16 protein-coding genes are annotated in these 14,757 nt (G+C 39.7%); 10 read left to right on the forward strand and 6 right to left on the reverse strand.

Going from position 1 to position 14,757, the window contains the following annotated elements; genetic code table 11:
- Positions 1–14: 14 nt before the first annotated feature.
- The 5 genes from PQ459_11550 to PQ459_11570 form a co-directional block, all read right to left on the reverse strand.
- On the reverse strand, positions 15–1,034 hold the full coding sequence (locus PQ459_11550; protein ID WDF45531.1) for a xanthine dehydrogenase family protein subunit M: 1,020 nt from the start codon (positions 1,032–1,034) through the stop codon (positions 15–17).
- The gene (locus PQ459_11555) at positions 1,027–1,512 is read right to left on the reverse strand and encodes a (2Fe-2S)-binding protein (GenBank protein WDF45532.1); all 486 of its coding nucleotides are present in this window, start codon (positions 1,510–1,512) and stop codon (positions 1,027–1,029) included. The genes PQ459_11550 and PQ459_11555 overlap by 8 nt, the downstream gene beginning before the upstream one ends.
- A gap of 143 nt (positions 1,513–1,655) precedes the next feature.
- On the reverse strand, positions 1,656–3,884 hold the full coding sequence (locus PQ459_11560) for a xanthine dehydrogenase family protein molybdopterin-binding subunit (protein ID WDF45533.1): 2,229 nt from the start codon (positions 3,882–3,884) through the stop codon (positions 1,656–1,658).
- A gap of 30 nt (positions 3,885–3,914) precedes the next feature.
- The gene (locus tag PQ459_11565) at positions 3,915–4,892 is read right to left on the reverse strand and encodes a xanthine dehydrogenase family protein subunit M (GenBank protein ID WDF45534.1); all 978 of its coding nucleotides are present in this window, start codon (positions 4,890–4,892) and stop codon (positions 3,915–3,917) included.
- Positions 4,889–5,482 (reverse strand): (2Fe-2S)-binding protein, encoded by a 594-nt coding sequence (locus tag PQ459_11570; GenBank protein WDF45535.1) that lies wholly within the window; start codon positions 5,480–5,482, stop codon positions 4,889–4,891. The genes PQ459_11565 and PQ459_11570 overlap by 4 nt, the downstream gene beginning before the upstream one ends.
- 273 nt (positions 5,483–5,755) lie before the next feature.
- Between PQ459_11570 and PQ459_11575 the strand changes: the two genes are divergently transcribed.
- From PQ459_11575 to moaCB, 10 genes are read left to right on the forward strand one after another with little or no spacing between them, the layout of a single operon-like run.
- Positions 5,756–6,874, forward strand: a complete 1,119-nt coding sequence (locus tag PQ459_11575) for an XdhC family protein (GenBank protein ID WDF45536.1) — start codon at positions 5,756–5,758, stop codon at positions 6,872–6,874.
- A 12-nt stretch (positions 6,875–6,886) separates the two neighbouring features.
- Complete coding sequence (gene moaA / locus PQ459_11580) at positions 6,887–7,867, forward strand: GTP 3',8-cyclase MoaA (protein WDF45537.1); 981 nt, start codon at positions 6,887–6,889, stop codon at positions 7,865–7,867.
- Entirely contained in the window at positions 7,868–8,464 is a 597-nt protein-coding gene (locus tag PQ459_11585) for a nucleotidyltransferase family protein (protein ID WDF45538.1), read from the forward strand.
- The gene (locus tag PQ459_11590) at positions 8,461–9,639 is read left to right on the forward strand and encodes a molybdopterin molybdotransferase MoeA (protein WDF45539.1); all 1,179 of its coding nucleotides are present in this window, start codon (positions 8,461–8,463) and stop codon (positions 9,637–9,639) included. Before PQ459_11585 ends, PQ459_11590 begins: the two co-directional genes overlap by 4 nt.
- A gap of 10 nt (positions 9,640–9,649) precedes the next feature.
- Positions 9,650–10,384, forward strand: coding sequence for a sulfite exporter TauE/SafE family protein (locus PQ459_11595; protein WDF45540.1), 735 nt, complete (start codon positions 9,650–9,652; stop codon positions 10,382–10,384).
- A 2-nt stretch (positions 10,385–10,386) separates the two neighbouring features.
- Positions 10,387–10,872, forward strand: coding sequence for a molybdopterin-binding protein (locus PQ459_11600; GenBank protein ID WDF45541.1), 486 nt, complete (start codon positions 10,387–10,389; stop codon positions 10,870–10,872).
- Entirely contained in the window at positions 10,872–11,102 is a 231-nt protein-coding gene (locus tag PQ459_11605) for a MoaD/ThiS family protein (protein WDF45542.1), read from the forward strand. Before PQ459_11600 ends, PQ459_11605 begins: the two co-directional genes overlap by 1 nt.
- Position 11,103: 1 nt before the next feature.
- Positions 11,104–12,216, forward strand: a complete 1,113-nt coding sequence (locus PQ459_11610; protein WDF45543.1) for a HesA/MoeB/ThiF family protein — start codon at positions 11,104–11,106, stop codon at positions 12,214–12,216.
- A complete protein-coding gene (locus PQ459_11615) occupies positions 12,209–12,646 on the forward strand; it encodes a molybdenum cofactor biosynthesis protein MoaE (GenBank protein WDF45544.1) in 438 nt (145 codons plus the stop codon). The genes PQ459_11610 and PQ459_11615 overlap by 8 nt, the downstream gene beginning before the upstream one ends.
- A 3-nt stretch (positions 12,647–12,649) precedes the next feature.
- On the forward strand, positions 12,650–13,558 hold the full coding sequence (moaCB, locus tag PQ459_11620; protein WDF45545.1) for a bifunctional molybdenum cofactor biosynthesis protein MoaC/MoaB: 909 nt from the start codon (positions 12,650–12,652) through the stop codon (positions 13,556–13,558).
- Here moaCB and PQ459_11625 read toward each other — a convergent pair.
- On the reverse strand, positions 13,555–14,694 hold the full coding sequence (locus tag PQ459_11625) for a cysteine desulfurase family protein (GenBank protein ID WDF45546.1): 1,140 nt from the start codon (positions 14,692–14,694) through the stop codon (positions 13,555–13,557). The genes moaCB and PQ459_11625 overlap by 4 nt on opposite strands.
- Positions 14,695–14,757 lie beyond the last annotated feature (63 nt).

Consider the following 14,757-nt stretch of genomic DNA (forward strand, 5'->3'; position numbering starts at 1 on the left):
ATTAATGATAAAATTTATAAAGAAGGTTTTGCGCCCGGACGTTGCGTTGTTGGGTCTAATGCCATTAAACAATTTCTTACAATTGCCTTTTTAGCAAGATCAATTTTGAAGCTGTTGTTTTCAAAGCCTTTCGCTCCGTTTAGAATGATATCAGCTGCTGCTGCAAAATTGTCAGCATTTGGTTCTTTTTCCTTCAAAAATTCCTCCGCTTGCTTTACACGCCAAGGTTTATGAGAAACCCCTCCCAGCGCAATTCTGGCTTCTTTGATAAGGCCATTTTCAAGATCCAAACCTGTTGCCACTGAAACCAATGCAAAAGAATAGGAACTTCTGTCTCTTAATTTTAGATAAGAATAATTATCGGAGAATCCTTTTTTTGGAAGGTCAATTCCAGTAATGATTTCTCCTGTTTTAAGATTGTTGTCAATATCAGGTGTATCTCCCGGAAGCCTGTGAAAGTCTGAAAATTCAATGGTTCGATTTCCATCGTGACCCGAGATATTGACCACCGCATCCAATGCTGCAAGTGCTACACACATATCGGAAGGAAAAACAGCAATACAATTTTCGCTGTGACCCAAGATGGCGTGAATACGATTGTAACCATTGATTGCAGAACAACCAGAACCTGGCTCACGTTTGTTGCAAGGTGTGTGAATGTCGTAGAAATAATAGCATCTCGTTCTTTGCAAAAGATTGCCGCCGTTAGTCGCCATATTCCTGATCTGGGCAGATGCTCCAGCCAAAATAGCTTTCGACAATAATGGATATCTTCCTTCAATCACTGGATGATAAGCTGTATCTGCATTGATCATCAATGCGCCCAAACGAACGCCTCCATTTGGAAGTTCGAGAAGCTCATTTATATCAGAAATTTTGTTGATGTCAACCAATGTTTCGGCTTCAGTAACGAAGTATTTCATCAGATCGATAAGGTTAGTTCCGCCTGCAATAATCTTATTGTCAGCATTTTCATTAATGACAGAAATAGCATTATTGACATCTGTAGCTTTTTGGTAGGAAAAATTATTCATAAGATATGCCTTGTTTTACGGCCATTACCGCATTAATAATTCCTCTGTTAGCACCACATCGGCAAAGATTACCGCTCATCAGATCCTGAACTTCTTCACGCGTTTCTGCTTTATTTTCATTAAGTAAACCTATCGCACTGCAGATCTGTCCTGGTGTGCAATAGCCGCATTGGAATGCATCATGATCAATAAATGCTTGTTGAATCGGATGAAGTTCTCCGTCGTTAGCAATTCCTTCAATCGTTATGATCTCTGTAGCTTCCTGCATCACGGCGAGCGTAAGACAGCTTAATTTTCGTTTTCCATCTATCAGAATGGTGCAGGCGCCGCATTGCCCGTGGTCACAACCTTTTTTGGTTCCTGTCAGATGTATCCTTTCACGGAGTGCATCCAGAAGTGAGACCCAAGGTAATATTTCAAAATGATGGTCTTCACCATTCACTTTAAGTGTAACTGACTTTTTTCCGTGATTTCCCATATGATGTAATTTGGTGTAGCGAACGTATTACAAAAAAAGAACCGTTATGCGAACATAACGGTTAATTGGAATCATTATCAATTGTAGCGATTTTGAAAATTTGCTTTTAGTTGATAGATTTTCTTTTAATTATCAATTCATAATTATTGTTTTGATAATGCCATTAATATTTTGTCTGGTGTAATCGGCAAGTCTCTCATTCGCAAACCGATGGCGTTGTAGATCGCATTTGCAATGGCTGGAGCCGTTCCGATAATTCCCACTTCTCCCAAACCTTTCGCTCCGGATGGATTGATATTTGGATCAGGCTTGTTTATAAAATCAACTTCGATGATCGGCGCGTCTGCATTCACGGCGAAGTGATATCCAGCAAGGTCGTTGGCAATCAATGATCCTAGTTTGGCATCGATTTGATTTTCTTCCATCAAGGCCATTCCAATTCCGCCCACTGCTGCTCCAGACATTTGATTGGCTGCCGCCTGAGAATTGATGATTTTCCCACCATCACCCACTACAGCCAGCTTATCTACTTTAACTTTTCCTGTTCTTTTATTCACGCGAACTTTGCAGAAATGAGCTGAGGACGAACAAAACGCAAATTTCTTTTGCTCATCACCTGGTTTGGATGACACCTCAACTTTCACCTCATCCAGATTATTCTTTTCGAACAGTTCGTTGTAGGAAACAGAAACGGTAGCATTATTTTTTAAGGCAATTTTTGATTCGGTAAGGATAATGTGATCTGCAGGAGCACTTTTAAAACCAGAATTAATGGTCGAAGCGTATTCAGCTAATTTTAACTTTAATTGATTGCTCACTTCGAAAACAGCACCACTCACGGATGACAATCCCGTACTTCCACCCTGACTTGGCGCCGGAGGAAGCGCTGAATTTCCAAGTTCAATGCTGATCTTGTCTTTTGATATTCCTGTGATCTCGTGCGCGATATTCTGCATTCCGGTTCCAGTTCCGGTTCCGATATCGGTCATCGCTGTCTGAACTTTCATACTGCCATCTTTATGGAAAATAATTGCTGCCTTTGCTTCACGCCGTCCAGCGTTCCACATCCCGACAGCCATTCCGTAGCCAATGTACCAATCGCCTTCAATGGTACTTGCCGGTTTAGGTTTTCTGGCGTCCCATCCTATCATTTTAGCACCTCTTTTGAGGCCTTCATCTAGAAAATGAGTCGACCAAGGCAAGCCAGAATCTGGATGTTTTTCTAAGGAGATATTCTTTAATCTTAATTCTACCGGATCCATTTTCAATTTATAACTTAATTCATCCACGGCAGATTCCAATGCAAAAACGCCGGTACAATCGCCTGGTCCTCGCATCCAGGTTGGTGTACTGAGATTCAAAGGGACGATGGCAGCTTCCGTTTTCAAATTGGGAAGTTTATAGATCAATCTGGTAACTCTGGTGATGCCGTCATTAAAATTTTCATACAATGAGGTGCCGTTCTTTGCCTGATGAAGTACACCCAAAAGATTGGCATCTTTGTCTGAGCCTATCTTCAGTCGTTGCCACGAAGCTGGTCTGTATCCTGTGCCTGAGAACATTTGAGGTCTAGTCAACATCAATTTGACTGGTCGGTTCACTTGTTTAGCGGCCATTATTGAGGCTAGGACGTGTGGCCAAACGCGCAATCCGGAGCCAAAGCCACCACCTACAAACTCGCTGAAAACTTCTATATTTTTTTCTGGAATCCCGAACAGTTTACCGATTATTTTCTGAACATTGTTCACACCTTGATTCTTGTCATAAAGCCTTAAAGTGTCATTTCCTGTCCAATGTGCAATCGTAGCGTGCATTTCCATCGGATTGTGAATGTCAGCTTTGATATTGTACTGTTCATCGATAATGAAAGGTAAATTCTGCCACGCCTCCTCACTTCCTCTCTCTTTTCCTTCCGGTTTCAAAGGAATTAATTGTTTTGCAGATTCAAATTCGATAACGAAACTGTCCTTCTGATATTCTGCTTCTACCATGGATGCTGCAAATGTGGCATCTTCCAAGGTTTCCGCAATGACCATCGCAATCGGCTGACCTTTGAAGAAGATCTTATCTGTATGGAAAACAGGCAAACCGAATTTTGACTCTTTGATCTTATCTTCAGTTGCCATCCCAGGAACCAAAGGTTTATGTAGATGTGTGATTATATCGATCACGCCTTCGACCTCTTTGGCTTTATCAACCAAAATTGATTTGATCTTGCCAGACGGAACTGTACTATTGACCAAAACGGCATAGCAGACATTTTTCACCTGATATTCCGCGGCAAATTTTCCATTGCCCGTCACTTTTTCTACGCCTTCTACCCGACCTTCAGGTTTCTTAAATTTATTTGTAATGATATCAATAAATCCCATAATTTCTTAATTTTTAATATAATATAAAACTTATTGATTCAAACAATCTTTTAGGGCTGTGACGATTGCTCCTTGAAGCATTGGTATTTTGTAGGCGTTTTCTGATAGCGGCTTTAAATCCTTTGTGGCCAGTTTTGCCGCTTCTACAAAATTATCTTCCGTCGCACGTTTACCTTTCAGAAATTCCTCCGCATCGTACCAGCGCCACGGCTTGTGCGCAACACCGCCAGAAGCAAGACGAACATCGTTAATCCTCTTTCCATCCAGATCCAATGCTGCTGCCACGGAAACCAAAGCAAATGCGTACGAAGAACGATCCCTAACTTTCACATAACTGAAATTTTTATTGAATTTGTTTTCTGCAACATCTATTTTTGTGATGATTGCATTCGCAGGTAGATTATTGTCCAGCCAAGGCGTTGAATCGGGTAATTTGTGAAAGTCTTTGAAAGGAATTGTGATCTCTTTTTGCTCGGCCGTAACTGCCGTAACAGTGGCATCCAAAGCAACTAAAGAAATACAAAAATCAGATGGATGGACAGCGACGCACTGGTCATTATATCCAGCAATGGCACTCATTCGGTTTCCGCCTTCTATGGCACTGCAACCGCTGTTAGGTGTTCTCTTGTTGCAAGGTGTTGTGATATCATAAAAATAAGGACATCTTGTGCGCTGCAGCAGGTTTCCCGCAGAACTTGCCATATTTCTGATCTGAGGAGAAGCTCCCGTCAAAATAGATTTGGAAATCAGAGGAAACTTGTTGAGGATGGTTTTATCTGTTGCCACCTTATTATTACTGGCCATTGCGCCGATGGTGATTACAGTATTTTTATTCTCGACAGTGTTGGAAATTGCTGTCGTGACATCGATCAATGTTTCGGGCTGGGCAATATTTTTCTTCATCAGATCCACCAGGTTTGTTCCACCAGCGATGTAGTTGCTTTTTGCCGATTTCAGCGCGAGTGCCTCCGGAGCTGAATTTACTTTTTCAAAATTAAATGGTCTCATTGTGCTGCTACTTTTTGGATGGATTGTACAATACCGTTGTATGCGCCACATCTGCAAAGATTGCCGCTCATATATTCTTTGATCTCTTCTACCGAACCTGTGTGACCTTCATTGACGCAGGCGACCGCGGACATGATCTGTCCAGGAGTGCAATAACCACATTGGAATCCATCACATTCAACAAATGCTTTCTGCATCGGATGAAGTTCTTTGCCATTGGCCAAGCCTTCGATCGTTGTAATTTCTTTTCCCTGAGCCATTGAGGCAAGTGTGAGGCAACTTAGCGCTCTTTCACCATCGATGTGAACGGTGCAAGCGCCGCACTGTCCGTGGTCACAACCTTTCTTTGACCCTGTGAGATTGAGTTGTTCGCGGACAAGATCTAGTAAGGTTGTACGCGTATCAACATATAAGGTGTGACTCGTTTTGTTGATATTCAATGTCAGTCTCGATACATTTTTCTTTGGGATCAGATATTGTTTGACATCCTGGTAGAATGCTTTCACCGATGTTGGAACTGCGGCAAATGCTGCCAACAATCCTGAAATCTTGAGGAAACTCCTCCTGCTGTATTGTTCTTTATGTGCCATACTTAGTTGTAACTAATTAAATTCTCTACCGATCTTTTGCATCAAACTTTAAGCCTTGAAATTAATTCTGATGATTCTTACAAATATCTAGTAATTAAATTCTAACAAGCTTATACAGATCACTGTTTCATCTACCATTATTACTGATTTTTAAAACTTAGACCTATAAAATCTATTATTTATGTAAATTTGAATAGAAAGAAATAAATTTAGGCATATTTTTCCATAGAATATTTCTAAATTAGGTTTGAAAGTAATTAACATCAATGTCCAATGAAAGAGATCAATGATATCGTAAAAGCTTACCGAGAAGCAAAGGGCAATGGTCTAAAGACTGCCTTGGCAACGGTCGTGAAGGTTGAAGGTTCCTCTTACCGTCAGCCCGGCGCAAGAATGCTGGTGACGGAAGATGGACAACTTACGGGCGCGATCAGCGGTGGATGTCTGGAAGGTGACGCCTTGAAAAAAGCGGTATTGGCTATTCATCAAAAAAATAACAAGCTAATAACTTACGACACCAGCAATCCTGATGATGTAGAATTTGGTGTTCAGTTAGGTTGCAATGGAATTGTCCATATACTTTTTGAATATATTGATGAAAACGCGGCTCAAAATCCAATTTCTCTTTTGGAAAAGACAGCGGAAGGCCGCAATGAATCGGTTGTTACAACTATATTTTCATTAGAGAAAAAAAATACTCAGATAGGGACCATTGCATCGATCATAAATCAAGAAGTCACATTATTGGATCCAAATACCATTTCAGAAACTGAACTATTGAACTTTTCTTCACAAGTTTTCGAAGGAAAAAAAAATGTGATCAGAAAAGCTTCATCCAATGAGATCCTATTCCAATATATTCCGCCGCAAACCACACTGATCATCGCAGGAGCAGGAAATGACGTTAAGCCTTTGGTAGAGACAGCTTCAATCCTTGGTTGGAAAATAATTCTTGCCGATGGAAGAGCTACCCACGCACAAAAAAAGCGGTTCCCGAAGGCGGACGATGTTTTACTTGCCACGCCCGAGGAGATCATTAACAAGATCGAAATCGACGAGTCAAGCATTTTTGTTTTGATGACGCACAATTACAATTATGATCTGGCATTGCTAAAACTGATCATTCATAAGCCTTTAAAATATATCGGCCTTTTAGGTCCGAAGACAAAACTTGACAGAATGATCGAAGATATTACCAGTTCTGGTATGGTGATTGGTAAGGAAGAGCTAAATAAACTTTTCGGACCAGTCGGTTTGGATATTGGCGCAGAGACTTCGGAAGAGATTGCGATTTCCATAGTAGCGGAAATACAGGCAGTTTTGAATCAACGAAAAGGTCTTTCTCTGAGAGATAAAAAAGAAAAAATTCATACTGATATTGTCAGTAATTAAATAAAAAAAATAATGCTGACCGATCAATTTGGCCGAACCCATAATTATCTGCGGATATCTTTGACCGATAATTGCAACCTGCGCTGCTTCTACTGTATGCCAGAGGAAAATTATGATTTCACACCAAATTCAAAGCTGATGCAGGTGGATGAGATCGATACCATTGCGAAATTATTTGTTAGGCACGGTGTCAATAAGATCAGGCTTACTGGTGGAGAACCTTTCGTGAGAAAAGATGCTTCAAAGATCATTAGTAATCTTGGAAAATTACCGGTTCAATTGACCTGCACCACAAACGGAATTCGCATAGACGATATGCTTCCTGAAATTGTTAAAGCCAATTTCCACAGCATCAATATCAGCCTGGATACTTTAAAAAAAGATAAATTTCTGAAAATTACCCGTCGGGATTATTTTGACCGGGTTTTTCGAAATATCGACCTGCTTCTAAAGAATAACATCAAGACCAAGATTAATGTCGTGGCAATGAAAGGTGTCAATGATGATGAGATCTCGGATTTTATTTCATTCACAAAGAATAATCCTGTGGATATTCGTTTTATCGAATTTATGCCTTTCAGCGGGAACCAATGGAGCAGCAACCAAGTGATGACGCAGATGGAAATTCTGGATATTATTAATGAAAACTATGACTTCATTCCCTTGCCAATTGGTCCGAATGATACCGCAAAAAGTTACAGCATCAAAGGTCACCAAGGAAGTTTTTCCATCATCAGTACGATGAGCGAGCCGTTTTGTAGTGGCTGCAACAGAATAAGACTCACGGCTGACGGAAAATTGAAAAACTGTCTGTTCTCAAAGCAAGAAACCGATTTGTTGACGCCATTGCGAAATGGTCAGGATATTTTACCGATCATCGAAAGTACGATCTGGTCTAAGGCAAAAATACAAGGCGGACAATTGAATGAGCAATTTGAAAAGATCAATGCTTCGATCATCGAAAACAGAAGTATGATCACAATCGGTGGATAAATGAAAAATACTGGACTTATATTATTGGCAGCAGGAAATTCCTCGAGAATAGGAACTGCAAAACAGCTTCTCTCCTACCAAGGAAAAACATTGCTAGACAGAACCATCGATACAGCGCTGGAAGTTTTCAATCAAGACCACATCATCCTGGTGTTAGGTGCCGACCACAATGAGATAGCTTCGAAAATCCAGAATAAAAACATAAAGATTTCCATCAATGATGATTGGCAATCTGGAATGGCTTCATCAATAAAGATTGGACTCGAAGCCTTACTAAAGCAGTTTCAGGATCTGGAGCATTGTTTTATCTCGGTCTGCGATCAGCCTTTTTTGACAAGCAATATTTTCACCAAGATGTTCCAACTAAAGGAGAATTCAAACAAAGAGATCATCGCGGCTCGGTATTCCGATACAATAGGTGTTCCGGCCTTATTTTCTAAAAAATATTTTGAGGTTTTGATGGAACTTTCAGGTGAACAAGGTGCGAAGAAAATCATTCAGCGAAGTATGGAAGATGTCGAAGCATTTGAATTCGAAAAAGGCGCTATTGATATTGATACGAAAGTGGATTACGAAAATTTAAAATTAAAAGAATGATCAGCGTACAGGAAGCTCAGGACATCATCAATCAAAATATTCCGAAAAAAAAACATCAGATTCTCCCTTTAAAAGAAGCATTAGGTTACACGACTGCGGAAGATATCTATTCAAAATATAATATTCCAAATTTTCCCCAATCTTCAATGGATGGTTACGCGATCCGTTTTGAAGATAAGGATTTAAAGCTAAAAATTGTAGGCGAAATGTCTGCTGGAACTACAGAACAGTTTCAACTTGAAAACGGAACAGCTTGCAGAATATTCACTGGAGCGCCACTTCCGATTGGTGCAGATACAGTGGTGATGCAGGAAAAAATTAAAATCGAAAATAATGATTATCTGATTATTGAAGATTCTGAACTCGAAAAAAGTTTAAATGTAAGAGATGCCGGCAGCGATGCGAAAAAAGATACTATTGCAATTAGCAAAGACAGCTATCTTTCAGCTGCAGCAATCGGTTATCTGGCTGGGATTGGCTGTACGGAAGTTCAAGTTTATGCGCAGCCTTCGATTTCATTGATTTTAACGGGGAATGAATTGGTGCAACCAGGAAACGATTTGGAATTCGGTCAAGTTTTCGAATCAAATTCCTATCAGCTGGAAAGTGTCCTGAAGCAATGTGGCATTAATTCGATAGAAAAATTTTGGGTAAAAGATGATCCTCTGGAAGTTGAAAAAACCTTGAATTTAGCGATTTCAAAAACCGATATTGTGATTTTGGTTGGCGGCGTGAGCGTCGGCGACTACGATTACGTCATTGATGCTACAAAAAAATGTGGAATTGAACAGCAGTTCCATAAAATCAGACAAAAACCAGGAAAACCGTTTTATTTTGGAACCAAAGATGAAAAACTGGTCTTTGGATTGCCGGGAAATCCATCGTCGGCGTTGACTTGTTTTTATTTGTACATCGCACCTTTGCTTTCAAAAGTAATGAAGCGTCCGACAATAACTGAAAAAATCAACGCAACTACAACTTCTGTTTACAAGAAAAAAGCTGGCCTGACGCATTTTCTCAAAGCAACGTACGCTAACGGAAAAGTTACGCCACTTCACGCGCAGGAATCTTACCGTCTACAGTCCTTTGCAGAAGCCAATTGTTTGATGATCTTGCCGGAAAATTCAGAAGGTTGTGAAAAAGATGAGGTTGTAGAAATCATATTATTAAAATAAAGATCGAGGAATGAATGTAGAAATATTTTATTTGATTTTATTTGTCATCGCAGCTTTGTATGCGGCAGTCGGACACGGCGGTGCAAGCGGCTATTTGGCTTTGATGGCCTTGTACGGCGTCGCGCCAAAAGAGATGAAACCGACCGCTCTCGTTTTGAATTTGTTCGTGTCATTGACCGCTTTCATACAATATTACAGAGGCGGACATTTCAAACTTCGAACCTTTATTCCCATTGCTATTGCCTCTATTCCACTGGCCTTTGTTGGCGGCATGATCCATATCGAAGACCATTTGTACAAACGGATATTAGGTGTTTTGTTACTTTTTCCTGTCATCCGGTTTTTCTTTTTCAAAAGTCCGGAAGACAGTGAACTCAAGGATCCTCAGATCTATCTATCATTGATATTCGGAGGAATTATCGGTTTACTTTCTGGCATGATAGGCATTGGTGGCGGAATCTTACTTTCTCCGGTTCTGATCCTGTTGAAATGGACCAATCAAAAACAAACGGCAGCCATCAGCGCAGCTTTTATCTTTGTCAACTCTGTCGCAGGATTAGGCGGAATGTTTACCAAAGAGATTTCATTTACAAATGATATGTGGATGTATATTGTTTATGCATTTGCCGGTGGATTGTTAGGTTCTTATTTGGCATCCAAAAAACTACATCAAAATGGATTGAAATATGTCCTCGCAGTCGTACTTTTGATGGCTTCCTACAAATTAATATCAAGCACTATTTAAAAATGAAAAATTTTGTCTTATTAATATCTTTTCTTCTCACTACTTTAAACTTTGCCCAATCGAAAAGCTTTGAGATTATTGATCCTGACAATCAAAAGATAACGGTCACATCTGCGGATTTATCCAAATATTCAAAACATACAATCGATAGCCTTCAGATCACCAATCATTTGAAGGAATATCGCTCGACAATCAAGAATGTGAAAGGTGTTTTGCTTCGAGACGTTCTTTCTAAAGTTTCATTTAAGGAGAAATCGCCAAAGGTTTTAAGCGAATATTACATTGTTTGCGTTGCAGAAGACGGCTACAAAGTGGTTTTTTCCTGGAACGAGATCTTCAATACTTCTGTTGGTGACAGAGTTATCATCATTCCGGAAATTGAAGGCAGACCAAAAGATGGCATCTCCACCTTGTCGCCAACCGATTTTGCAACAGGAAGACGTTATGTCAAAATGCTGAAAACAATCCAACTTAAAAAAATAGATTGATGGCCACTATTAAGATCATAAGCTTTGGCAGATTGAAAGAAATTATAGGTTCAGATCTTGAATGGGAAGCTGAAAACTCAGATGAATTTTTGAATCAGCTTAATGAGAAATTTCCTGAGCTTGAAGATTTAAAGCTTAGAATCGCGGTCAATCAATCGATCATTTCAGAAAATACAGAATTAAAAAATAACGACGTGGTAGCTTTGATGCCACCCTATTCAGGCGGCTAATATGATGTTGAATTTGGAACGATACGACAGACAAATCAAACTCCAGGGTTTCGGAATCGAAGCTCAGGAAAAATTGGCATCAGCAAAGGTTCTTGTGATCGGTGCTGGTGGTTTGGGCTGTCCTGTTCTTCAATATCTGACCGCAACAGGTGTTGGAAATATTGGTATTGTAGATGATGATCGAGTTTCGCTCAGCAATTTGCATAGACAGATCCTCTACACAACGAGTGACATCGGGAAGCTCAAGACAGAAGCTGCATTTGAGAGGCTTAGTTCAATGAATCCTGAAATTCAAATCAATGTTATTACGGAGAGAATTAGTACAAAAAATGCCATTCAGATTTTATCTGATTATGATTTCGTAATTGATTGCACGGATAACTTCCCGACACGCTATTTGCTTGATGATGCCTGCAGGATCTTGAAAAAGCCTTTGATATTCGGGGCGATCTATCAGTATGAAGGTCAAGTCGCTGTTTTCAATGTTGAAGATAACAAAGAATCTTCAACGCATTATAGAGATCTTTTTCCTCAACCACCAAAACCCGGAGAAGTTCAGGATTGTAATGATGCTGGTGTTCTTGGCGTTTTGCCCGGAATTATTGGAACATTGCAAGCGACAGAATTGATCAAGCTGATCACAGGAATCGGAGAACCATTGATCAATAGATTAATGACCATCAATGTTCTGGATTATCAAACTGCCATTTTCGACATACCAGCGGAGAATCTAACTGACAAAAATATTCCTTCTACGATAGCTGAATTTGAGAAGATGGATTATGAAGTTCACTGCGGAATAAAGCAGATTGGAATTAAAAATATTTCTCCTGCAGAATTTTATTCAATTTCAAAACTTCCAGAAACCATCATCATAGATGTACGTGAGATCGATGAATATCCTAAGCTTGAGATTCCTTATTTATCGATACCTTTATCTCAATTAAAAGAGAATTCGACACAAATTCAGCACAAGAATGTCATTGTAGTCTGTCAGTCAGGTAAGAGAAGTCTTGCAGGTGCGCAAGTTTTACAGGAAATTCTTGGTTCTGATTACAACATCAGCCATTTGGAAGGTGGCATCAATCAATTAAATCAAAAGATCAATGAGTAAGATCAAAAATATATTTCAACATTTACCAATTTCGCCGTTGTTCATCGCAGAAAGTATCACAAAACATTCTTCGAAGACGGAAATTGGGGCACATCAGATCTTCTTAGGACAAATCCGTGCTGATAAAATTGACGGTAAAACGGTAAAAGCCATTGAGTACACAGCTTATGAAGATTTGGCATTGAATCAAATAACCGAAATTCGAGAAGAGATCTTCGCTAAATATGACATCACTTGTATGCACATCCATCACAGTCTTGGTATTGTGAATGCTGGGGAAATTTGTTTGTTTGTATTCACCTCTTCCAAGCATAGAAAAGAGGCGACTTTGGCCTGTAATGAAGTGGTGGAACGCATTAAGAAAGAACTTCCGATCTGGGGCAAAGAGATCTTTGAGGACGAAACACATCAATGGAAAATAAACCAATAAGCAATGGTAGATATTACTTTTAAAACTTTCACACTTAGAAAAGCGATCGCTGCGGCGACAATTAAAACTTCAAATATCTCAACTGTAGAAGCCGTGAAAAATGGAACAGTTCCAAAAGGCAACGTCCTGGAATTTGCAAGAGCTTCCGCGTTGTTGGCGATCAAGAAAACAAGTGATGTGATCCCAGATTGTCATCCTTTGCCGGTTGAATTTGCTTCCATCAATTATGAAATGAATGATTTGAATATCAACATTACTGTCGAGGTCCATACCATTTACAAGACCGGCGTAGAAGTTGAAGCTATGCACGGCGCATCTGTAGCTGCTTTAGTGATCTATGATATGTTGAAACCAATCGATAAAAATGTTGAGATCTCCAACATCAAACTTCTGGAGAAGCAGGGTGGAAAAAGCAATCAGGAAAATATTGAGACAGAAAATTTGAAAGCTGCGGTCGTGGTTTGCAGTGATTCTGTTTCGCAAGGCATTAAAGAAGATATTTCAGGTAAATTCTTGGTCGAGTCTCTTAACAACCAAGGAATCAATCATATTGACTACTCTATTGTCCCCGATGATCTTCTGGCCATACGCCTACAAATCGAATTGTATAAAATCAAAGGCTGTGATCTACTCCTATTTACAGGCGGCACAGGTTTGTCAGAACGTGATGTAACGCCAGAAGCCGTGCAGCCATTCATCACAAAGGAAATTCCAGGTGTTATGGAAACTGCCAGAAATTATGGACAAGACCGCGTGAAAACATCGATGCTTTCCAGAGGAATTGCTGGTTTTTCTGATGATATGTTGATTTTAACTTTGCCTGGATCCGCAGGCGCTGTGAAGGAATATGTGCAAGCCTTGTTCCCGCAGATTTTGCACGTTTTTTCAGTGAAGAACGGAGATAGTCATTAACTTTCTTTGCGTAGTTGAAGTACTATTTTCTCGATTTTTTGTATCGCCGTTTCAATCTCCGATCTGGTACTAAATTTACCTAAACTCAATCTAATTGAAGAAAGCGCATCCAGATCACTTATTCCCATTGCCTTCAAAACGTGAGATGGTTTGGATGTTGTCGCATTGCAAGCCGAACCGCTTGATACACAGATATTGCCGAGCGACAAGATCATCTGTTCAGAATTGACATTCGAAAAGCAAATATTAAACGAGTTAAAAATTCGATTGTCCTGATCTCCATTGATGAATGTGTTGGGAATTTTTAATAGAGAATTTTCGAGTTCATCTCTTAATTCTTTAATTTTTCGTGAATCCGACGCCATTTCTTTTATTGCTATTTCCGCTGCCTTTCCCATTCCGATGATTCCGGGAACATTCAAAGTGCCGCTTCGCAAGTTGAATTGCTGAGCTCCGCCGTGGATCTGCGCAAACATATTTTTCTTCAGATGTGACGATACGTACAAAGCACCAATTCCCTTTGGTCCATAAAATTTGTGAGCCGAAAATGCCATTATATCAATTCCAAGATCTTTGACATTCACCGGAATTTTTCCCACGGCCTGCGTCGCATCACAGAAAACAAGACAATTTTTGTCGTGAGCGATTTTGGTAATTTCTGTGATGGGCTGGATGACGCCTGTTTCATTGTTGACAAACATCACACAAACCATTAAAGTTTTATCAGTGATTGCATTTTTCAAATCATCAAAATTGATCAGTCCATCATTTCCTACATCGAGATAAGTTACAGAAAATCCCTGCTCTTCAAGATTTTGACAAGTGTCCAAAACTGCCTTGTGTTCGGTTTTGAATGTGATGATATGATTTTTACCATTCACTTTCTCAATCCCTTTTAAAGCTAAATTGACAGCTTCCGTTGCGCCAGATGTATAAATGATCTCTTTTGGATTTGCCGAAATTAATTCTGCGATCTGTTCTCCAGCTTCATCAATCGCCTCTTTCACAGTAAGCCCAAACAAATGAGAACTTCCCGAATTGGCATACAAAGAATTAAAATAAGGAAGCATCGCGTCGACAACCCGCTGGTCAACAGGCGTTGTAGCATTGTAATCCAAATAAACGAAATCAGTCATATTATTAAAAAATAGAATAATTACAAGTTAGATAAATTTTATAAAATTATCACCAAGTTGATC

Source organism: Chryseobacterium sp. KACC 21268, assembly GCA_028736075.1.
GTDB lineage: Bacteria > Bacteroidota > Bacteroidia > Flavobacteriales > Weeksellaceae > Epilithonimonas.